14 protein-coding genes and 3 pseudogenes are annotated in these 20,653 nt (G+C 60.7%); 8 read left to right on the top strand and 9 right to left on the bottom strand.

Features of this window, described 5'->3' with window-relative positions; all coding sequences use genetic code 11:
* The first annotated feature begins 87 nt into the window (after positions 1-87).
* The 7 genes from AB7M32_RS16270 to AB7M32_RS16240 all read left to right on the top strand — a co-directional run bounded on the left by AB7M32_RS16270 (position 88) and on the right by AB7M32_RS16240 (position 8,134).
* Entirely contained in the window at positions 88-1,608 is a 1,521-nt protein-coding gene (locus AB7M32_RS16270) for an ABC transporter substrate-binding protein (protein ID WP_454250541.1), read from the top strand.
* Between the two features lie 105 nt (positions 1,609-1,713).
* On the top strand, positions 1,714-2,631 hold the full coding sequence (locus AB7M32_RS16265) for an ABC transporter permease (protein WP_064053624.1): 918 nt from the start codon (positions 1,714-1,716) through the stop codon (positions 2,629-2,631).
* A 9-nt stretch (positions 2,632-2,640) separates the two neighbouring features.
* Positions 2,641-3,543, top strand: a complete 903-nt coding sequence (locus AB7M32_RS16260; protein ID WP_454250540.1) for an ABC transporter permease — start codon at positions 2,641-2,643, stop codon at positions 3,541-3,543.
* Between the two features lie 16 nt (positions 3,544-3,559).
* On the top strand, positions 3,560-4,576 hold the full coding sequence (locus AB7M32_RS16255) for an ABC transporter ATP-binding protein (protein ID WP_454250539.1): 1,017 nt from the start codon (positions 3,560-3,562) through the stop codon (positions 4,574-4,576).
* Entirely contained in the window at positions 4,573-5,562 is a 990-nt protein-coding gene (locus tag AB7M32_RS16250; protein ID WP_454250538.1) for an ABC transporter ATP-binding protein, read from the top strand. Before AB7M32_RS16255 ends, AB7M32_RS16250 begins: the two co-directional genes overlap by 4 nt.
* Positions 5,559-6,983, top strand: coding sequence for a M20 family metallopeptidase (locus tag AB7M32_RS16245; RefSeq protein WP_454250537.1), 1,425 nt, complete (start codon positions 5,559-5,561; stop codon positions 6,981-6,983). Before AB7M32_RS16250 ends, AB7M32_RS16245 begins: the two co-directional genes overlap by 4 nt.
* Positions 6,980-8,134: a M20 family metallopeptidase gene (locus tag AB7M32_RS16240; RefSeq protein WP_454250536.1), complete on the top strand. Its 1,155-nt coding sequence runs from the start codon at positions 6,980-6,982 to the stop codon at positions 8,132-8,134. The genes AB7M32_RS16245 and AB7M32_RS16240 overlap by 4 nt, the downstream gene beginning before the upstream one ends.
* A 1,039-nt stretch (positions 8,135-9,173) precedes the next feature.
* Here AB7M32_RS16240 and mdeB read toward each other — a convergent pair.
* From mdeB to AB7M32_RS16220, 4 genes are all read right to left on the bottom strand, one after another.
* Positions 9,174-11,870 (bottom strand): alpha-ketoglutarate dehydrogenase, encoded by a 2,697-nt coding sequence (mdeB, locus tag AB7M32_RS16235; RefSeq protein WP_454250535.1) that lies wholly within the window; start codon positions 11,868-11,870, stop codon positions 9,174-9,176.
* Positions 11,867-12,289: a hypothetical protein gene (locus tag AB7M32_RS16230; RefSeq protein WP_454250534.1), complete on the bottom strand. Its 423-nt coding sequence runs from the start codon at positions 12,287-12,289 to the stop codon at positions 11,867-11,869. The genes mdeB and AB7M32_RS16230 overlap by 4 nt, the downstream gene beginning before the upstream one ends.
* 47 nt (positions 12,290-12,336) lie before the next feature.
* Positions 12,337-12,795 (bottom strand): transketolase, encoded by a 459-nt coding sequence (locus AB7M32_RS16225; protein ID WP_454250533.1) that lies wholly within the window; start codon positions 12,793-12,795, stop codon positions 12,337-12,339.
* 137 nt (positions 12,796-12,932) lie between these two features.
* Positions 12,933-13,949, bottom strand: a complete 1,017-nt coding sequence (locus AB7M32_RS16220) for a 1-aminocyclopropane-1-carboxylate deaminase (protein ID WP_060742854.1) — start codon at positions 13,947-13,949, stop codon at positions 12,933-12,935.
* A 200-nt stretch (positions 13,950-14,149) separates the two neighbouring features.
* Between AB7M32_RS16220 and AB7M32_RS16215 the strand changes: the two genes are divergently transcribed.
* Positions 14,150-14,659, top strand: a complete 510-nt coding sequence (locus AB7M32_RS16215; protein ID WP_454250532.1) for an Lrp/AsnC family transcriptional regulator — start codon at positions 14,150-14,152, stop codon at positions 14,657-14,659.
* Between the two features lie 36 nt (positions 14,660-14,695).
* On the opposite strand, the pseudogene AB7M32_RS16210 reads toward AB7M32_RS16215, so the two are convergent.
* The 5 genes and pseudogenes from AB7M32_RS16210 to AB7M32_RS16190 all read right to left on the bottom strand — a co-directional run.
* Positions 14,696-15,037: pseudogene (locus tag AB7M32_RS16210) on the bottom strand (ATP-binding protein); the annotation flags it as partial.
* Positions 15,038-15,556: 519 nt separating this feature from the next.
* A pseudogene (locus tag AB7M32_RS16205) lies at positions 15,557-15,892 on the bottom strand (response regulator transcription factor); the annotation flags it as partial.
* A gap of 210 nt (positions 15,893-16,102) precedes the next feature.
* A pseudogene (locus AB7M32_RS16200) lies at positions 16,103-17,155 on the bottom strand (sensor histidine kinase); the annotation flags it as partial.
* Between the two features lie 1,286 nt (positions 17,156-18,441).
* The gene (locus AB7M32_RS16195) at positions 18,442-19,542 is read right to left on the bottom strand and encodes a substrate-binding domain-containing protein (protein ID WP_454250531.1); all 1,101 of its coding nucleotides are present in this window, start codon (positions 19,540-19,542) and stop codon (positions 18,442-18,444) included.
* Positions 19,543-20,033: 491 nt separating this feature from the next.
* Positions 20,034-20,534 (bottom strand): Lrp/AsnC family transcriptional regulator, encoded by a 501-nt coding sequence (locus AB7M32_RS16190; protein WP_092168820.1) that lies wholly within the window; start codon positions 20,532-20,534, stop codon positions 20,034-20,036.
* Between the last annotated feature and the right edge of the window lie 119 nt (positions 20,535-20,653).

Raw genomic sequence — 20,653 nt, 5'->3', positions numbered from 1 at the left:
AAATACGACCTGGTTTTTTACCCTCCTTTACGCGTTTGCGATTCGCTGCCCTTTGATTCAACCACTCTCGCCAACGGAGACGACGGCATGGGCATCAAAGGTTTCGCCTGCATTATCGCGCTGATGGGCATCATCAGCAGTTTTCCGGCTCATGCCGGTAAAGCCAACGACACCCTGGTTTACGCTTCCGACAGCGAGCCTGAAAACATCAGCCCCTATCACAACGATCTACGCGAAGGCGTGATCCTCGGCCGGCTGATCTGGGACAACCTGATCTACCGCGATCCCAACAGCGGCGAATACCAGCCCATGTTGGCCACCCGCTGGACACAGGTCGACGACACCACCATCGACTTCGAGCTGCGCAAAGGCGTCAAATTTCACAACGGCGACGCCTTCACCGCCGACGACGTGGTGTTCACCCTCAACTACGTGGTGTCGCCCGAAGCGAAAGTCGTGACCGTGCAAAACGTAGACTGGATCAAGAGCGCCGAAAAAACCGGTGACTACAGCGTCCGCCTGTACTTGAAGAAGCCTTTCCCTCCGGCACTGGAATACCTGTCCAACGCCGTTCCGATGTTCCCCAAGCAGTACTTCGAGAAGGTCGGCCTGGCTGAGTTCAGCCGCAAGCCAATCGGTACCGGACCGTATAAAGCCGTGTCGGTGGTGGCTGGCGAAGGCGTGACCATGGAGATCAACAAGGACTACTTTCCAGACAGCCCACAAGGCAAGCCCCATATCGGTCACCTGAAATTCCGAGTGATCCCGGATGCAGAAACCCGCCTGGCCGAATTGATGACCGATGGTGTCGACTGGACCTGGCGCGTGACCTCGGATCAGGCAGTCGACCTCAAAGGCATGCCGAACCTGACCGTGACCAGCGGCGAAACCATGCGCATCGGCTTCCTGATTCTTGATGCTCGGGGCACCTCCACTGACAACTCGCCGATGAAAAACCTCAAGGTGCGTCAGGCCATCAACCATGCGATCAACCGCAATGCGCTGGCCACGCAATTGGTGGGTGGCGAAGCCAAGCCCTTGCAGGTTGCCTGTTATCCAGGCCAGTTCGGCTGCGATACCTCCGCGGCCACGGTCTACGACTACAACCCGGCCAAGGCCAAGGCACTGCTCGCCGAAGCCGGTTACCCAAATGGCTTCGAGACCGAAATCTTCGCTTATCGCGACCGTGATTACGTCGAAGCCATCATCGGCAACCTGCGCGCCGTGGGCATCAACGCCAAGCTGCGCTTCTTGAAGTACGCCGCCCTGCGCGATCAGCAACGTGGCGGCAAGGTGCCCATGTCGTTTCAGGCCTGGGGCTCGTTCTCGATCCTCGACACCTCGGCGTCGGCCGGCACCTGGTTCAAGGGCAACCCGGACGACAACATCAAGGATCCGCAAGTCCAGGGCTGGCTGCAGACCGCCGACAACGCCCTCGACCCGCAACTGCGCAAGGACAACTACCGCAAGGCCTTGCAGCGCATCAGCGAACAGGCGTACTGGGCGCCGCTGTTCAACTATTCGATGAACTACGCCTACACCTCCGAACTGGCGTTCACGTCGTACCCGGATGAGCTGCCGCGTTTCGTTCAGTCCAGCTGGAAGTGATCCGCAACCGAGCGGATTGATCGAGAGGTGCCGTGGCTTGCGGACCAACCCGCACCACGGACACCTCCTCACACCTGCCATCCATTGGATATGAGGAAACTTGCCATGCTTGGATTCCTTCTGCGCCGGCTGGGCATCGCTATTTGCGTCGCCATTACCGTGTCGGTGATCAGCTTTTCTCTGTTGCATCTATCCGGCGACCTGGCCACGGCCATTGGCGGACCGGAAGCCACCAGCGAACAGATCGAACAGATCCGCGTGCAATACGGTTTGAACAAACCGCTACCGACCCAGTACTTCAACTGGCTGGGTGATTTGCTGCGGCTGGACCTGGGCAACTCCTTTTTCTTTCAGGAATCGGTCTACAACCTCGTCGCCAGCCGCTTGCCAATTACCCTCGGCTTAGGGGCCATGGCGCTGGGCATCGCCTTACTGGTGGCGATTCCACTGGGCGTGCTGGCCGCGGTCAAACGCGACACCTGGATCGACCGACTGGCCTTGAGCATTGCCGTACTGGGCCAGGCCATGCCCAGTTTCTGGTTTGCGTTGATGCTGATCGTGGTGTTCGCCGTGACGCTCAAGTGGCTGCCGGTGTCTGGCAATTCGACCCTGCTGCACTTCGTCATGCCGGCCATCGCCTTGGGCTACTACGCGACGCCGGCCATCATGCGCCTGACCCGAGCCGGCATGCTTGATGTGCTCAGCTCCGATTACATCCGCACCGCCCGCGCCAAGGGCCTGCGTCCTGCCCGCGTGTTGTTCAAGCACGCACTGCGCAACGCCTTGATTCCGGTCGTGGCGCTGGCGGCGGTGGAGTTCGGTTTCATGCTCGGCGGTTCGGTGGTGATCGAAACCGTGTTCTCCCTGCAAGGCATCGGACAACTCGCCTGGGACGCCATCGCCCGTGATGACTTTCCGGTGGTACAGGCCGTGGTCCTGCTGATTGCGGTGATCTACATCATCCTCACCTTGCTGGCCGATGTGCTCAACGCACTGCTCGACCCGCGCATTCGTGTGCGCTAGGAGGCTTACATGAGCACCCCCACCACCCTCGCGATCAATGACTACCTGCCACCCCCCAGCAGCCTGAGCCGAGTACTCGGCAAGAGCTTTCGCCATCGTGGTTTCGCCATTGGCACGGTGTTGTTGCTGATCATCTTCACCGGCGCACTCTTCGCCCCGTGGCTGGCGCCTCATGACCCTTATGCGCAAGACGTGATGCTGCGCATGAAACCGCCGGCATGGATGGCCAACGGCACCTGGGAATACGCCCTCGGCACCGACAAGCTGGGCCGTGATTACCTGTCACGACTGCTCTACGGCGCACGTATCTCACTGTTCATCGGCATTGCGGCGGCGCTGATTTCCGGCTTTATCGGCACCGTCATGGGGCTGTTGGCGGGTTACTACGGCGGCAAGGTCGATGCGTTCATCAGCTACCTGATCACCACTCGGCTGGCAATGCCGGTCGTAATGGTCGCGCTGGCCTCGGCCTCGTTGATGGGCGGCTCGCTGAAAGTGGTCATCGTGCTGCTCGGCTGCCTGTTATGGGATCGCTTCGCGGTGGTGGTCAGGGCTTCGGTGCAACAGATTCGCGATGCTGAATATGTGGCGTCGGCCCAGGCGCTTGGCTGCTCGACCCTGCGCATTCTGGTCAGTGAAATTCTGCCCAACCTGGTCGGCGCGCTGATCGTCGTCGCGACGCTGGAAATGGCCCACGCGATCCTGCTGGAGTCGGCCCTGTCATTCCTTGGGGTTGGCGTGCAGCCACCGACGCCGTCATGGGGTTTGATGATCGCGGAAGGCAAACCCTACATGTTCTTTTCCCCATGGGTCATCGCCATTCCCGGCGTCGCCCTGATGATTCTGGTGCTGGGCATCAACCTGGTCGGCGATGGCCTGCGCGATCTGATCCTGCCCGACGGTCGCAACTGATTAGAGGAGTCCGGATATGGCACTACTCCATGTTGAAAACCTGCGCGTGGACATCCCCATGGGCAACAGCCCGACGCCGGATGACATGCTGCATGCCGTGCGCGGTCTGAGCTTTGAAGTCGAACGTGGTGAAATGTTGTGCATCGTCGGCGAATCCGGCTGCGGTAAATCCTTGACCTCGCTGGCGCTGATGGACCTGTTGCCACGCAAGGCCAAACGTACGGCGTCCCGGCTGACACTGGACGGTATCGATATGATCGGCCAGAGCGAACGGCACATGTGCGACCTGCGCGGAAACCGTCTGGCGATGATCTTCCAGGAGCCGATGACCTCGCTGAACCCGGCGTACAGCATTGGCGATCAGCTCAGCGAAGTGCTGACTCAGCATCGCAAGGTGTCACGCAAGGATGCCCTGGCTCGCGCCGCGCAAATGCTGGAGAAAGTCGGTATCAGCAATGCCACCGAACGCTTGCGCCAGTACCCGCATCAACTTTCAGGCGGTTTGCGCCAGCGGGTGATCATCGCCATGGCGTTGATGTGCGAACCGGACCTGATCATCGCCGATGAACCCACCACGGCCCTGGACGTGACCATCCAAGCGCAGATCCTGCGCTTGATCCGCGACATTCAGAAAGAACTCGGCCTGGCGGTGATTTTCATTACTCACGACCTTGGGCTGGTGGCACGGATCGCTGATCGGGTCGCGGTGATGTATGCCGGGGAAATCGTCGAAACCGCCCCTGCCCTGCAACTGTTCGAGAACCCGCAGCATCCGTACACCCGTGGTCTGCTGGCCAGTATTCCAATCCCTGGCCGGACCAAACCAGGCGAAGCCCTGGGTTCGATTCCAGGCCTGGTGCCAAGCCTGGTAGGTGAACAGCAAGGTTGCGCGTTCCGCAATCGTTGCGCTCAGGCGATACCGGCCTGCGCGCAAGACATCCCCGAAGTCGAGCAGGACGGTCACATGGCGCGCTGCCTGTTCGCCGCACCGGCCCCGGCACCGATTCGCCTTCTGGAGCGCGCAAGGTCATGAAAAAAGAGATTACGTTAGAGCTGTGTGACATCCGTCGCGAGTTTCGGATCAACAAGGGCTTTTTCAAACCTACCGCCATCCTGAAAGCCGTGGATGGTGTTTCCCTGCGCCTGATGCGTGGCGAAACCCTCGGCCTGGTAGGTGAGTCCGGTTGCGGAAAAAGTACCCTGGCAAAGCTACTGCTCGGTCTGTTGGCGCCGACCAGCGGCGACGTGCTGGTCAATGGCAAACATCTGGCGGCGACGGATCGCAAGGAAATGGCCCGGCACATCCAGCCGATATTCCAGGACCCGTATTCCTCGCTGAACCCACGCAAGACACTGCGGGAAATCATTACCCTGCCGCTGATCGTGCATGACATCGGCAGCCCCGCCGAGCGGCGCAAGAAGACCGAAGCGATGCTCGATGTGGTCGGCCTGCCCAAGCGGGTCATCGACAGCTATCCGAGCCAACTGTCCGGCGGCCAGCGGCAACGGGTAGCCATTGCCCGGGCGTTGATCATGCGCCCTGACGTGTTGATCTGCGACGAACCCACCTCGGCGCTGGACGTGTCGGTGCAGGCGCAGATTCTCAACCTGCTGCAAGACCTCAAGCGCGAATTCGGCCTGACCTATCTGCTGATCAGCCATAACCTGGCGGTCATCGAACACCTCGCCGACCGGGTCGCGGTGATGTACCTGGGGCGCATCGTCGAAGAGCGTACTCGCGAATCGTTGTTCGCTGAACCCGGCCACCCTTATACCCGCGCCTTGCTGGATTCGGTGCTCACGCCCGACCCGCGCCTGGGCATTCCCGAAATCGGCCTGCGCGGTTCCTTCCCCAATCCGATGTCACCGCCCTCCGGTTGCGCCTTCCATCCGCGCTGTCCGAGCTGCTTCGCGCCCTGCAAGACGGCCTACCCGGCCAATGATCCGATTATCGGCGGCAACGTGCGTTGCCACCTTCACGACAATCCCGCCCAAACACTGGAGCTTGTCCACTCATGAGTCGTTCACTGGCCATCAGCAACACCACCGAGCAATTTGATAACGGCGCGTTTTTCAGTTTGCTCGAACGCAGCGTCGCCTTGCACACCGAAAGCCAGGCAACGGACAGTCAACCCGAGTTGTATCGCTACCTCCATGACTTCATCACTCCGCATATCGCGGCGATGGGCTTCAGCGTCAAGATCTATGACAACCCGGTGGCAGAACGCGGTCCTTTCATGATCGCCACACGTATCGAGCATCCGGAACTGCCGACCGTGCTCAGCTACGGCCACGGCGATGTGGTGCGCGGCTATGAAGCCCAATGGCGTGAGGGCCTGTCGCCGTGGCAGGTCATTGCCGAAGGCGATCGCTGGTACGGCCGCGGCACGGCGGATAACAAAGGCCAGCACTTGATCAACCTGACCGCGCTGGAGCAAACCCTCAAGGCTCGCGACGGCAAGCTGGGGTTCAACGTCAAGCTGCTGCTGGAAATGGGCGAAGAAGAAGGCTCGCCGGGCTTGAGCGCGTTCTGTGCCGCCCACAGCGAAGAGCTTGCCGCGGATGTTTTCATCGCCTCGGACGGCCCGCGCCTGGCAGCGTCACGACCGACGATTTTTCTCGGCTCACGGGGGGTATTCAACTTCGAGCTGGTGGTCAATTTGCGCGAAGGCGCCCATCACTCCGGCAACTGGGGCGGGCTGCTGGCCAACCCTGGCATCATTCTGGCCAATGCCATCGCGAGCATGGTCGATGAACACGGTCGGGTGAAAGTGGCGGGCCTGATGCCCGAGACACTGCCTGAGCCGGTTCGCCAGGCATTGGCCGATATTGACGTCGGTGGCGGACCGGGCGATCCGGAAATCGACGCCAACTGGGGTAACCCCGAGCTCTCGCTGAGCGAAAAGGTGTTCGGCTGGAACACCCTCGATGTCATCGCCTTCAAGACCGGCAACCCGGACGCCCCCGTGCACGCGATCCCCGGCAAGGCCAATGCCCACTGCCATATCCGTTTCGTGGTGAACAGCGACTACACAACCTTTATCCCGGCTGTGCGTGCCCACCTGGATGCTCATGGTTTCAGCAATGTCGAGGTCAAGCAAAGCCACATTGAGGTGATGCATGCCACTCGGCTGGACCCGCAAAGTCCGTGGGTCAATTGGGCGCTCAGCTCCTTGGCGCAGACCACCGGCAAAAAACCCGCGCTGCTGCCAAACCTCGGCGGCTCGCTGCCCAACGATGTGTTCGCGGACGTGCTCGGCCTGCCAACCTTGTGGGTGCCGCACTCGTACCCGGCCTGCTCACAACATGCGCCGAACGAGCACTTGCTGGCACCGGTGGTCAAGGAAAGCCTGCAAATCATGGCCGGGCTGTTCTGGGACCTGGGCAACGACGCGGCACGGCTGACTCAGGCACATCAGTTGCGGGAGCAGGCGCAATGAGTGCCACTGCACAACAGGCGCTGGACTGGCTTGCCGACCAGCGCCACGCCATGGAGGCGTTGTTGCAGCGTATCGTCGACACCGACTCCAACAGCTATGACAAAGCGGGCGTCGACGCGGTGGGGGCGCTGCTCGCGGCTGAACTGGAAGCGGACGGCATTGTGCTCAAGCGCACGCCGGTCGATGGCTTTGGCGACGTGATGCTCGCCGAAGTGCCAGGCGAACCTGGAAAGCCGGTGTTGCTGCTGGGCCATCGCGACACGGTGTTCCCCAAAGGCACCACCGCGACGCGCGGCTACAGCCGCGATGGCGACCTCGCCTTTGGCCCCGGCGTCGCCGACATGAAAGGCGGCCTGGTGCTCAATTGCTTCGCCCTCAAGGCACTCAAGCGCGCCGGCCCGTTGCCCTATCCGGTGCAGGTCCTGTACACCGGTGATGAAGAAATCGGTTCCGGCAGCGCCAGGCCCCATATCGAACAGGCAGCCCGTGCCGCCCGCGCCGTGCTCAATACCGAACCTGGTCGGGCCAGCGGTAACGTGGTCAGCGCACGCAAAGGCGGCGCCACGCTGATCATCGAAGTCTTCGGTCGCGCGGCGCATGCCGGGGTCAACCATGCCGACGGCGCCAGCGCCATCGAGGCCCTGGCACGCAAGATCGTCAAGCTCCATGCCTTGACCGATTACTCGGCAGGCATCACGACTAACGTCGGCCTGATATCCGGCGGCACGTCCAGCAACACCGTCGCGCCTAGCGCCTGCGCGCGGCTGGACGTGCGCTTCATCGAACTCAAGCACTGGGATCAAATCCTTACGGCAATCCTGGCCATCGTCGCCGAAGAAGAACTGATCGGCACCCACGCCATCCTCAAGGAAGCGACCACCTTTCTACCGATGGAAGCCCGTCACAGCGAACGATTGCTGCACATCTACCAACAGAAATCCCTGGCACTGGGTTTCAGCGTCGAAGGCGAGTTCACCGGCGGTTGTGCCGACTCCGGGTTCACCGCCAGCCTGGGCATTCCAACCCTGTGTGGCCTCGGGCCGGTGGGTGGCAAAGTCCATACCGATCGTGAATATCTGGAGCTGGACACGCTGGTGCCTCGCGCCCAGGCGTTGGTGGCGACCATCCTGGCTGTTGGCGAGAGCAGTTGAGATAACGGGAGTCCAAAGCAAGAACACGAGCAGGACACACGTCCAGCCTCTATGTAGCTGAACCACCGCTATCGCGAGCAAGCTCGCTCCCACAGGGGGTTGCGGGTGCTCACAACATCTGCACACGACACAAAAACCTGTGGGAGCGAGCTTGCTCGCGATGAGGCCAGCAAGCCCAACATCCATGTAGCTGAACCACCGCTATCGCGAGCAAGCTCGCTCCCACAGGGGGTTGAGGGTGCTCACAACATCTGCACACGACACAAAAACCTGTGGGAGCGAGCTTGCTCGCGATGAGGCCAGCAAGCCCAACATCCATGCGACTGAACCACCGCCTTCGCGAGCAAGCTCGCTCCCACAGAGATTTGCAGGTGTTCACAGCATCTGCACACGACACAAAAACCTGTGGGAGCGAGCTTGCTCGCGATGAGGCCAGCAAGCCCAACATCCATGCGACTGAACCACCGCTATCGCGAGCAAGCTCGCTCCCACAGGGGGTTGCGGGTGCTCACAGCATCTGCACACGCCACAAAAACCTGTGGGAGCGAGCTTGCTCGCGATGAGGCCAGCAAGCCCAACATCCATGTAGCTGAACCACCGCTATCGCGAGCAAGCTCGCTCCCACAGGGGGTTGCGGGTGCTCACAGCATCTGCACACGACACAAAAACCTGTGGGAGCGAGCTTGCTCGCGATGAGGCCAGCAAGCCCAACATCCATGCGACTGAACCACCGCCTTCGCGAGCAAGCTCGCTCCCACAGGGGGTTGCGGGTGCTCACAACATCTGCACACGACACAAAAACCTGTGGGAGCGAGCTTGCTCGCGATGAGGCCAGCAAGCCCAACATCCATGCGACTGAACCACCGCCTTCGCGAGCAAGCTCGCTCCCACAGGGGGTTGCGGGTGCTCACAACATCTGCACACGACACAAAAACCTGTGGGAGCGAGCTTGCTCGCGATGAGGCCAGCAAGCCCAACATCCATGCGACTGAACCACCGCCTTCGCGAGCAAGCTCGCTCCCACAGGATGAAGCCGGTTTCAAGCGTCCCAGGGGGACACGGCGTCAACGTCAATGGCGTAGCGTTCAATGGCCTCGGCACAGACGCTGGCGTCCAGACGCCCCTCATGTACCAGTGAGGTCAGCGCACTCAAGACGATCTGATGGCGGTCTACTTCGAAGAACCTGCGCAGTTGGCTGCGGGTATCACTGCGGCCAAACCCGTCGGTGCCGAGCACGGTGTAGTGGCCATCGAGATAACTGGCAATCAACTGGGGCAAGGCGCGCACATAGTCGGTACAGGCAATGACGGACGCCGAGTCGTGGAGACATTCTTGAACATGACTGCGCTTGGCAGGTTGTCCGGGATGCAGTCGATTCCAGCGCTCCACTTCCCGTGCCTCCCTGGCCAATTCGGTGAAGCTGGTAACGCTCCAGACCTGACTGTCGATCCCCCAATCGCTCGCCAGCAATTCGGCAGCGACAATCACTTCGCCCAGGATGGCGCCGGAACCCAACAACTGAACACGTCCACGCGCCTCCTCGACTTCATGCCGGGCAAACAGATACATGCCCTTGATAACGGCCTGTTCTACACCTTCAGGAAGGTTGGGCTGCGGGTAGTTCTCGTTCATCAAGGTGACGTAATAAAACTCGTCCACCTGACGCTCCAGCATCTGGCGCATGCCGTGATCCAGGATCACCGCGAACTCGCCGGCGAATGCCGGATCGTAAGCCCGACAATTGGGGACCATCGCCGCCATCAGATGACTGTTGCCGTCCTGATGCTGCAGACCTTCGCCACCCAATGTCGTGCGGCCCGCGGTGGCACCGAGCAGAAAACCGCGGGCCCGTTGATCCGCCGCCGCCCAGATCAGGTCGCCGATGCGCTGGAAACCGAACATCGAGTAATAAATGTAGAACGGCAGCATCGGCAAACCATGCACCGAATAGCTGGTCGCGGCAGCAACCCAGGAACTGATCGCCCCTGCCTCGCTGATGCCCTCTTCGAGAATCTGCCCGTCCAGGGCTTCTCGATAACTGAGGATCGAACCAATGTCCTCCGGCTCATAACGCTGCCCCACGCTGGAATAAATACCGATCTGTTTGAACAGGCTGGCCATGCCGAACGTACGCGCTTCATCCGCCACGATCGGCACGATGCGCGGGCCCAGTTGCTTGTCCCGGAGCAAGCCGCTGAGCATCCGCACGAAGGCCATGGTGGTGGACATTTCCTTGCCTTGGGCGGCGATGGCGAACCCAGCGTAGCTGTTTACATCAGGTACGGCCAATGACTCGCTGGTCGAAGGCCGCGCCGGCATGTAGCCGCCCAACGCCTGGCGGCGTGCATGCAGGTAGCGCATTTCCGCGCTGTCGTCGCTCGGTTTGAAGAAGCTCAGGGAGATGGCCTGCTCATCGGTCAACGGCAGGTTGAAACGGTTGCGAAACGCGATCAACGCCTCATTGTCGAGTTTCTTCTGTTGATGCACGGTCATCTTGCCCTGCCCGGCGTCGCCCATGCCGAAGCCCTTCTTGGTCTGGGCCAGGATGACCGTAGGTTTCTTGCCCTCGAGCATCGCGCTTTGATACGCGGCAAAGATCTTCACCAGGTCATGACCACCGCGTTTGAGACGGTCGATCTGCTCGTCGCTCAGGCTTTGGGCCAAATGCGCCAGGGCTTCGTCCTGGCCGAAGAAATGCTCACGATTGAAGCGCCCATCCTTGGCCGCGAATGTCTGGAACTGGCCATCGACCGTGGCCGACAATGCCCTGACCAACGCGCCGTCTTTATCCTGGGCAAACAATCTGTCCCAGTCGGAACCCCACACCAGTTTGATCACGTTCCAACCCGCGCCGCCGAACAACGCCTCGAGCTCGTCGATGATGCGACCGTTGCCACGCACCGGGCCGTCCAGGCGCTGGAGGTTGCAGTTGATCACCCAGACCAGGTTGTCCAGCCCTTCGCGCGCCGCCAGGGTCAACGCCGACATGCTTTCCGGCTCATCCATTTCACCGTCGCCAAACACCCCCCAGACGGTTCGTCCCGAGGTCTCTTGCAGGCCGCGATGCTCCAGGTAACGCATGAAACGCGCCTGGTAGATCGAGCTGATCGGACCGATCCCCATGGAGCCCGTGGGGAACTGCCAGAAGTCCGGCATCAACCAGGGGTGCGGGTAGCTCGACAACCCCCGGGCGCCCTTGGCACGCGCGCCGATCTCCTGCCGATAGTGCTGCAGATCCTTTTCTTTCAGGCGCCCCTCGAGGAACGCCCGGGCATAGACGCCTGGCGCCGAGTGCGGTTGGTAGAACACCAGATCACCGCCGCCGGTCGGGGTGCGCGCCTTGAAGAAGTGATTGAAGCCCACTTCAAACAAATCCGCCGCGCTGGCGTAACTGGCGATGTGTCCGCCCAATTCGCCGTAGGCGTGATTGGCCCGGGCAACCATCGCCAGGGCATTCCAGCGCATGATCGATGCCAGACGCTCCTCGATGGCCAGATCCCCGGGAAACACCGGTTGCTGCTCAACGCTGATGGTATTGATGTAAGGCGTGCCATGGCTGGGCCGCCAACCGATGCCCGAAGTGCTGGCCACAGCCTGCAACATGTCGAGGATCTGTTTTGCCCGGCCCGTGCCGCCGTGGGCTGCGACGGAGAGCAAAGCCTCACGCCACTCGGCCATTTCTTCATCTTCGGCAGCCTGGACCGGCCATTGGGCATGGGAATCGGACAGGTTCATACGCAACTCCTACAGGTGTCGGGTATCACTTCAAGGTGGCGCGAATGGCTGCCTCGGGCGAGGCGTTTTACCTGCTCCATCGCGGCAATGACGGAGCGTTCGGCCGCCTCGTCTGGTGCGACTGGGTAGAGACATGGCTGACCAATGGAAAGGTCGTGCAAGAAGCGCTCATCCAGTTCACCGAGCACCACAAAACAGTAGTCACTCTTGGCCATTTGCACGCCAACGAGCTTGCCAGTCACAGTGCTCACCGTATCGACATGGATCAGCGCGACATTGTCAAAACAACTGAATCCCTGATGGATCAAATCAACATGATCGCTATCGAGTCCGCTCACGATGACCACGATACGCGTACAGCTGGAAGGCTCGCGCATCCACTTCATTGCGTGGGTACGACCCTCGGCGGTTCGGCTCATGAGCGTTGCCTTTCTGGGTTCAACAGGCGAATTGACGAGGACATGGGTTAAATGACGCCACGCGCCTGCAGCACGCTTTTCGCCAGACTCCGGGTCGCCGATAGCACCTCTTCCACCTGTCGATCCATCGCCGCAGTGGATGAGGTTATCGTTCCAAGTTCGACGACGCGCAGCGGGTGACCGCAGACGGATCCCAGCCAGGTCAGGCCAGGCACCGTGCCGACTTCCAGTAAAAAGCTGCCGTGGGGGACGCAGCGCAACAGTTGGCTGGCACAACACGCCTCGCCCCCGACAGACGGCTCCGGGCTGGAGCCGACCCGCAACCAGTCGCCCAGCAAAGCCTCGGATTGCTTGACGGCCAGATAAGCCACTTGGTCCCAGTCATCTATCGTCACGTGCAGCTTGTCGATCATGTACTTGGGCAGCGCGGCGCTGGTCACGATGACCACCCCGGCATCCGCCGAAGGTTCCTTGATCCAGACTGCGGATTGCGATATCGCATGCATGGCGGTACTCCCAGCGGTTGGGTTGCAGCGGCTCGCTCCGAGCGGCGATCCGACGATGAGGCCGTGACATTCAACATGAATGCCAACTGCCCCACCGCTTCGTGAGCAAGCGCTCGCCTACAGGTCACTGGCGTGAATCAGCCGTTGCGGAACAGGAAGCTGTAGGCATTCAGCGCCGGCGCCCCGCCCAAGTGCGCATAAAGCACTTTCGAGCCTTCGGGGAACTCGCCACGGCGGACCATTTCGATCATCCCGTGCATGGATTTTCCTTCGTACACCGGATCGGTCAGCACACCTTCCAGGCTGCCGCACAGGCGAATGGCTTCCAGCGTACCGTCGTTAGGCAAACCGTATTCCGGATAGGCAAACCGCGTATCGAGCACCACGTCTTCTTCGGTAATTTCGCGGCCCAACTCCACCAGTTCTGCGGTATGCCGGGCGATACGCAGAATCTGTGCCTTGGTTTTCTCTGGCTTGGCCGAGGCATCGATGCCGATCACGTTCTTCGAACGGCCGTCCGCGGCGAAGCCGACGACCATGCCGGCCTGGGTACTGCCGGTCACGGAACAGACCACGATGTAGTCGAACTTGAACCCCAGTTGTTTTTCCTGCTCCCGCACTTCCTCGGCAAAGCCCACGAACCCGAGGCCGCCATAGGGATGCTCGGAACAACCCGCCGGGATCGGGAACGGCTTGCCGCCCTGCTCCACGACATCGCTCATGGCCTTTTCCCAACTTGGCCGGATACCAATATCGAAACCTGCTGCGTCAAGCCGCACGTCAGCCCCCATGATGCGCGACATCTCGATGTTGCCCACCCGGTCATACACCGCGTCGGAATAGTTCACCCAGTTTTCCTGCACCAGCACGCACTTCATGCCCAAGTGGGCAGCGACCGCAGCGACCTGGCGGGTCTGGTTCGACTGAATGCCACCGATTGAAACCAACGTATCGCAGCCTTGTTCGATCGCTTCGGGAATCAGGTATTCGAGCTTGCGTGTCTTGTTCCCACCGAAGGCCAGGCCACTGTTGCAGTCTTCACGTTTGGCATACAGCTCGACCTTGCCACCCAGATGTTCACTGAGACGCTTCAAGGGCGTGATGGGAGAAGGACCGAAGGTCAACGGATAACGTTTAAAACGATTCAAGTTCATGACTCTGCTCCTCGATATTGGATATCCAAGCGCCAGACTGAAAGTGAAAAGGGCCACATTCCAGGCTCTTTCAGGAGGGGCTTCGATGAGTTCAATATTAAGAAGAATTCGAAAAATATGTGTTGCAAGTTTCCGCCACTTGGAAAAACATAATTTCCACTAAATCCCATAAAACATATTTTTAATGCGCGGAATTCAGCATGAAAGCAACAAATGCTCACAAGAAGACGACCACTGCGACCCCGGTGCCGCATCCACTGGATCGAACCGACCGCGCGATTCTCAAGGTGCTGCAACGAGATGCCTCGATCTCCAACGTGGCGCTTGCAGAGAAGGTGAAACTGAGTGCCCCGGCTTGCCTCAGGCGTGTCGAACGACTCAAGCAGGTCGGCCTGATCAAGGACATCGTCGCACTGCTGGACAATGAAGCGCTGGATGCGGGGATGGTGGTCTTGATCGGCGTGGTGCTGGACCGTTCCACACCGGAATCCTTCGCCGCATTCGAGGCGGCCGCACAAAAAGTGTCCGGCTGCATGGAATGCCATGTGGTGACGGGAGAGTTCGACTACTTCATGTTGATACGAACCAAGGACAGCAACAGCTTCAACCGGCTCCACGCGGAGCAACTGCTTTACCTGCCCGGGGTTCGCCAGATTCGCTCGTTCATGGGGTTGCGCCAGGTCTTGTCGACCACCCACATTCCCCTTTGAGGCTCCAATCAGACTGGGTAGGCATCGGTTCGGTATTCATCGCTTACTCAGCGAAGCATCGAGCGGAATATCAAGGGTAAAGGTTGCGCCCTGTCCAACCCCGTCGCTGTGCACGGACAAGCTGCCACCCATTTCCTGCGCAGCCAGCGCGCAGCTGTGCAGGCCAAAACCGTGACCGTCTTTGCGCGTCGTGAAGCCATGGGTAAAAATGCGCTTCAGGTGCTCAGGCGCAATCCCATTGCCGTTGTCGGCCACCGTGATGCGCAACACGGCCCCGTCAACGAGGGACGCGCTGAACGTGACGCATGGGCTGCGATCGATCACGCCGTCCAACGCCTGCTTGGCATTGCCGATCAGGTTCACCAGAATCAGCAGCACCCGGTGCCGGTCCAACGGCAGCAGGGGCAAGTCGGCAATGTCCTTGACCATCGTCACCTCCTGGCGCGCCAGTAATCCAGCACTCATGCGCAAGGCATCGTCGATCAACTCTGCAACCGGCACGGTCTCGACAATACTGACGGCAACGGCATAGGACTGCTGGGCAGCGACAATGGTTTTGATGTGGTCAATGCCTTTAGTGAGTTGCCCGAGCTCTTCGATGATGCTCCGTTGCTCTACCGCCACCACCTCCGCCAGCTTGAGCAGGTAGTCAGGCAGCATCTTTCCCTTGTGGTCTTTGGTGAGAAAATCGCTCAGGTCATGGACGTGCTCGTTCATCAGTTGAGCCACCTTGCCCAGCCCCTGGGCCTTGGAGGTGCGCATCTGGCTGCTGACCAGTTCTGCCGATACGTTCACGCTGTTGAGGACGTTGCCGACGTTGTGCAGCACAGTCGTAGCGATTTCGGCCATGCCCGCCTGACGGGATTTTGCGTGCAGTTCGGTTTGTACCTGGCTCATGCGCAGCGCCGCGCGTACGCGAGCCTTGAGTTCCAGCGGCGAAAAGGGTTTGGCGATGTAGTCATCGGCGCCACTCTCCAGCCCGGAGACGCAAGCCTCGCTACCGCCGCGGGCGGTCACCAGGATCACGGGTAAATGAGCAAAACCGGCGCTGGCTTTGATTCTGGCTGTCAGGCCGAAACCGTCGAGCTCCGGCATCATCACATCCGAAACCACGACATCGATGGGTCGAAGCTGCAGCAGCGCCCAAGCCTGCTCTCCATCGGTTGCGGTGGCGACGATATAATCGTCTTGCAAAAGCTCGCTGAGATAGCCCAGCATCTCCGGGCTGTCGTCGACCACCAGCACTCTGGATCGCGAGGCATGTTCCGGGGATTGCTCGTCGTCTACGCCTTGGATCAAAGCCCGGTCATTGCGACTGCCAAGGCGACCGTCATCGAAACGCAGGTGACGCTGCTCGGTTTTGCTTGTCGTGCTCGATGACGATCGCTCGTGCATCGTGCCGGCTTCGGTCGGTACGGTATTGGGTTCGGTCCCCAGCGGAAGTCGGACAAAGAAGCACGAACCCTGTCCAGGCTCGCTGTTGACACCGACTTCCCCCCCCATCAATTCGACCAGATCCTTGACCAGCGCGAGACCGATGCCTGTGCCGCTGTAGTGACGCGTGGCGGAATTGTCGATCTGGGAAAAACGCTGGAACAGCAGCGGGAGTTTGTCAGGCGCAATGCCAATCCCCGAATCCTGCACCGCGAGTTCAAATCGCTCGCCATCGAGCGGAGTGACGGCCAGGTGCACGGTGCCGCCAGCCGGTGTGAACTTGATGGCATTGCTCACCAGGTTGAGAAGAATCTTCTCGAAGTGTTGGGGGTCCAGGAACACCGTGCCGAGCGCGGGATCGATGCTGCAGGTCAAGGTGCAGCCTTTGCCCTCGGCCACCATGGCGGCGTCCTCGGCCAGCACACCCACCACCTTGTTCAAGTCAATGGGCGTTGAGCACAACTCGAACTTGCCCGCTTCGGCCTTGGAGAAATCGAGGATATCGTTCACCCGGTTCATCAAGCGCAATGCGTTGCGTTGGGCGCGGTCGATTTGCACATGCCAGTCCGCCGGCGGGGTGGGCGCCGCCGAGAGCTGCTCCAGCGGGGCGAGAATGAGGGTCAGGGGGGTGCGCAGTTCGTGGCTGACCGTGGCCACGAAATCGCTCTTTGCCTGGTTAGCCGTCTCGGCCTGGTTGCGCGCCTGAATGAGTTCGATGGCCTGCGCCTCCAGCACCTCGGTCTGATGGTGCAGCGCGTCGGTCCGTTCGGCGACCATTCTTTCCAAAGAGGCCTGGACTTGCTGTCGCTCGGCCTCGGCCTCGGCCTCCAACACCCGGATGCGCAGGGCATTCTCCTGGAACACCCGTACGGCGCGGGTCATGATTCCAATCTCGTCGCCGCGTCCGGCGCTGGCGATCTCGGCGTTCAGGTCGCCAGCCGCAAGCCGGCGCATGACCGAGGCCAGGGCCACGATGGGCTGCGCGACAAATCGCGACGTGCTCCAGGCGATGGCGCCGGCCAGCAGGATGGCGACGGTCCCTGCAACTATGGTCGCAAGCATGCCGCGATCATTGTGGACCACGGCGTCGGAACGCGCTTGACCTGCGAAGCGCGCCACCAACAGGCCGGCGCTCCGAGCCTCGTTGCGAACCTGGTCGCGCGCGTCGCTCAAGGCGTTGCTCGCCTGATGGAACCTGGCGAATGCCGCCCGGTAGCCGGCAATCTGCTCGCTGACCGTCAGAGGCGTAGCCTTGGCCTGCAGCCCCACGGACGCAGGGAGAACCCGAGAGAGCCGGGAGAGCTCGTCCAGGATGTGGCCGACAGAGCCGGCAACCTCGGCCGACGGAGACAGGCGAAACGACAAGGTCTGCGCCTCCAGGGTGGCAACACGCTCGGCGAAACGCTTGGACAACGCGGCGGCATTTCGCAGCAAACCGGTCGCTGCCTGAATGTCGCTGGCGTCATGGGCAACCTGTTGTTCCACTTCACCCAACATTGCCTCGAGCCGCTCGGCCGTATCCCCGACGGCGGCGAGATACCGCAAAGCCTCGCCTCCCCGGAGCTTGGGCGCCTCGCCAAGATGCTCGACCGCCGCGCTGGCAGCGTCGAGCGCCGTGGCCAACTGGTCCAGGACCTCCCTCTCCTGCGGTGCTCCCATCAACTCGCGCAATTGTTCGACCACGGGCCGGAGTGCCAAGCTGGCGTTGCGCGCAGTAGTGGCGGCCGTCCCGTCACCGGTCACCAGCATCCTGGCCACATTGGCGGTGATGATCCGTTCGCCGTTGCGCAGGATATCCAGGATGCGATGGGCGCTTTCGATGTCGCTCACCCGCGCCTCGTGCTCAGCGGTACGGGACTCAAGCCCCTTCAACCCATCGGCGATGCCCTGCTCGACGAGAATCGTCGCCTCTCGCATCCGGCTATAGTGGGCCGTCATGTTCTCCGTTTCGCCATCCATGGTCAGGCTCGCCGCCCGCAAGGCGGCGATCGCCGTAGCGAGCCTTTCCAGACTGCCCTTGAGCGATTGCGCCTCTGTCACCGCAATGGCGGAGAGGCCCGCGATAGCCGTCGCCACCATGCCTTCGGCCTGGGACAGGCTTTCCTGGTCGCGGGTGGCGATGAAATTTTCTACCCGCCCGGTGGCCCCGTTGACCGAGGCCAGAATTTCCGCGGAATGGCTGGCGGAATCCACCGCACGTACCATGCCGCGCAGACCGTAGAGGTTCACCAGCGACACCGCCAGCATCAGGAACACCAGCGCGGCGACCGCCAGGCCAATCCTGACGGCAATGGGCCTGTCCGTGGTGGGTCTGAATGTCGACATGGCGCCGCGCCCCCCGTCCGCCATTACTGCTTCGTCACCTCCGGCAAAGGCGTCGGCGGGGCCGTATCGTTGATGGCCGCGTCTATCATCGCCGCAACGGAAGCCTGGTCATAGGAAGGATTGGCGGCGCCGCCCACCGGCATAGTGGCGAGCCAGGCGTCCAGGTCTTTCCCATCGATACGCACCAGCGGCACCTCGACGAACTTCGGCACCTGCTTGCCCGCCAGAATCTGCTGGGCCACCCAGAACCCCACCTGGGAGACGCTTGGGGAGGCGGAGACCGAGACGGTCTCGTAGCCATTGGCATCGCGCTCCTGTTTCCACAGGGCAAGTTCGTCCTGACGATTTCCCATCACGATGATCGGCAAAGGGCGTCCTGCCGCCTTGAACGCCATGGCCGCGCCATAACCGTCGCCCCCTTGAGTCGCGACGGCATCGATGCTGGGCAGCGACGGCAGCGCCAGCGCCACCTCCTTGCGTGCCACGGAAGCGGTCCAGTTGCCGTAGACGGTCTTGGCGAACTTCAGGCCCGGATAGTCGCTGGCGGCCTTGCGAATGCCGTCGCTGATGTTTTTATCGGTGGCATCGCCGGCAATGCCGCGGATCTCCAACAGCGTTCCGTTCCCCTTGAGGCGCTCGGCGATATAATCCATTTCCACGCGGCCCATGGCGGACCAGTTGTAATCCACGGTATAGGCGCAGCTTTCGGTGACGAGGCTGGCCATGACCACCACCACGATGCCGGCGTTGCAGGCGTCGCGGATCACCCCGTTGAGGGCTGTGTCGGACGCAGCCAGGATGACGATGGCGTTCACGCCCTTGACGACCAGGTCCTGGATATGGGCCGCTTGTTCCGACGCCGAGTTGTTCGCGCTGACCACCGGAGCCTCGCGAATCAAGCCATCTTTTTGCGCCTGGGCCGCAATCTCCTGCCAGTTGCGCACCATCACCTTGCGAAAATCGCTGCCCGCGTAGGAATTGCTGAAAGCAATGCTATAGCTTGCGGTAGGGGCGCGGGCGACGCCGCCGTCGGCTGCGTGGACTGGACTGGCGGCAACCATCGCCAGCCCGGTCACATAGCCAGCGAAGCGCCACAAGCTTTTGTGGATCGGTTTGGTGTTCATGTTGTTCTCCATCGTGCTTGGGATTTACCAAAAGTAATCCACCTGCACCTGCCGACAGCCTGGATCGACTGTTTGATCTGGTTTGGAGAAGTCGGCCTGCAGATTGGAGATCGTCGTCCCTGTGAAATTGGAGCAGGTATTCAACTTGAGCTCGTAGTCGAGCGGCCTTTAACGGCCAGACTAAAAGTCTCACGCAAATGCTCACGAACTGACGATGGGTCGCCCAGGGATCAAAATGCGCCGATGGACACCTGTTACCAGATTGCTCATTCGGTCATTCCAACAATGGAACCGGACATGTAGAACCAGACACATACAGACTCCTTCCCTTGGCGGCCGATCACTGAAACCCATACATTGCCTGCAGTGGCAATGAGCATAGTCGCAACGAGCCCGCTTCGCTCGCGGCCGTGGAGGATTTCAGCCAACTGAGCGCCCCCACACGGTCACGCCGGCTACAACATCTGGATGGGCGAGCGCGGCATCAAGCTTTAGTCCCTGCTGGATTTGGGTATTGCTATGCGGTTGCTGGTCTTGACCTCGCGCAAGGCCAGACTGGACTGGATAGAGGCAATACCCACCTGGCGCCGTAGTACCTGCTCGATAAAGTCACTGTAGCTATCAAGATCCTCTGCCAGCACTTGCAGCACGTAATCGGCATCCCCGGTGATCTTGTGACAAGACAACACTTCAGGCAATTGCGCAATCACCGCTTCGAAGGCGTCAGGCGCATGATCGGCGTGGGTGGAAAAACGGATGTGCACGAACGCCATGATATCCAACCCCAGCATTCGGCGATCAAGGTTGGCCTGATAGCCCTTGATCACGCCCGCTTCCTCCATCCTCTTACGCCGTCGCCAGCAAGGCGTAAGGCTTAACGACAGGCGCTCACTGAGCTCGGCGTTGGAAATGCTCGCATCATCTTGCAGCAACTTGAGTATCGCCAAGTCAGTCTCGTCGAGGCTGATACGCTTGGATGATTTTTTCTGCATTTCGCAATTCCTGAGCAAAAACATCCGAAAAATCTAGCAGACCACGAATATAAAGCAAAGAAAGCGCCCCCGTAGCGGAACAGAATATTTGCACTGATTCAAATTGACGGATGCGCAGA

It is taken from the genome of Pseudomonas sp. R151218B TE3479 (assembly GCF_053629195.1).
This window is presented reverse-complemented; position numbering and strand designations above follow the sequence as displayed.

What these genes read in the sequence shown, in the direction of transcription:
- AB7M32_RS16270 (WP_454250541.1), top strand. Translation starts at nt 88, where the DNA reads ATGGGCATCAAAGGTTTCGCCTGCATTATCGCGCTGATGGGCATCATC.
- AB7M32_RS16265 (WP_064053624.1), top strand. Translation starts at nt 1,714, where the DNA reads ATGCTTGGATTCCTTCTGCGCCGGCTGGGCATCGCTATTTGCGTCGCC.
- AB7M32_RS16260 (WP_454250540.1), top strand. Translation starts at nt 2,641, where the DNA reads ATGAGCACCCCCACCACCCTCGCGATCAATGACTACCTGCCACCCCCC.
- AB7M32_RS16255 (WP_454250539.1), top strand. Translation starts at nt 3,560, where the DNA reads ATGGCACTACTCCATGTTGAAAACCTGCGCGTGGACATCCCCATGGGC.
- AB7M32_RS16250 (WP_454250538.1), top strand. Translation starts at nt 4,573, where the DNA reads ATGAAAAAAGAGATTACGTTAGAGCTGTGTGACATCCGTCGCGAGTTT.
- AB7M32_RS16245 (WP_454250537.1), top strand. Translation starts at nt 5,559, where the DNA reads ATGAGTCGTTCACTGGCCATCAGCAACACCACCGAGCAATTTGATAAC.
- AB7M32_RS16240 (WP_454250536.1), top strand. Translation starts at nt 6,980, where the DNA reads ATGAGTGCCACTGCACAACAGGCGCTGGACTGGCTTGCCGACCAGCGC.
- mdeB (WP_454250535.1), bottom strand. Translation starts at nt 11,870, where the DNA reads ATGAACCTGTCCGATTCCCATGCCCAATGGCCGGTCCAGGCTGCCGAA.
- AB7M32_RS16230 (WP_454250534.1), bottom strand. Translation starts at nt 12,289, where the DNA reads ATGAGCCGAACCGCCGAGGGTCGTACCCACGCAATGAAGTGGATGCGC.
- AB7M32_RS16225 (WP_454250533.1), bottom strand. Translation starts at nt 12,795, where the DNA reads ATGCATGCGATATCGCAATCCGCAGTCTGGATCAAGGAACCTTCGGCG.
- AB7M32_RS16220 (WP_060742854.1), bottom strand. Translation starts at nt 13,949, where the DNA reads ATGAACTTGAATCGTTTTAAACGTTATCCGTTGACCTTCGGTCCTTCT.
- AB7M32_RS16215 (WP_454250532.1), top strand. Translation starts at nt 14,150, where the DNA reads ATGAAAGCAACAAATGCTCACAAGAAGACGACCACTGCGACCCCGGTG.
- AB7M32_RS16195 (WP_454250531.1), bottom strand. Translation starts at nt 19,542, where the DNA reads ATGAACACCAAACCGATCCACAAAAGCTTGTGGCGCTTCGCTGGCTAT.
- AB7M32_RS16190 (WP_092168820.1), bottom strand. Translation starts at nt 20,534, where the DNA reads ATGCAGAAAAAATCATCCAAGCGTATCAGCCTCGACGAGACTGACTTG.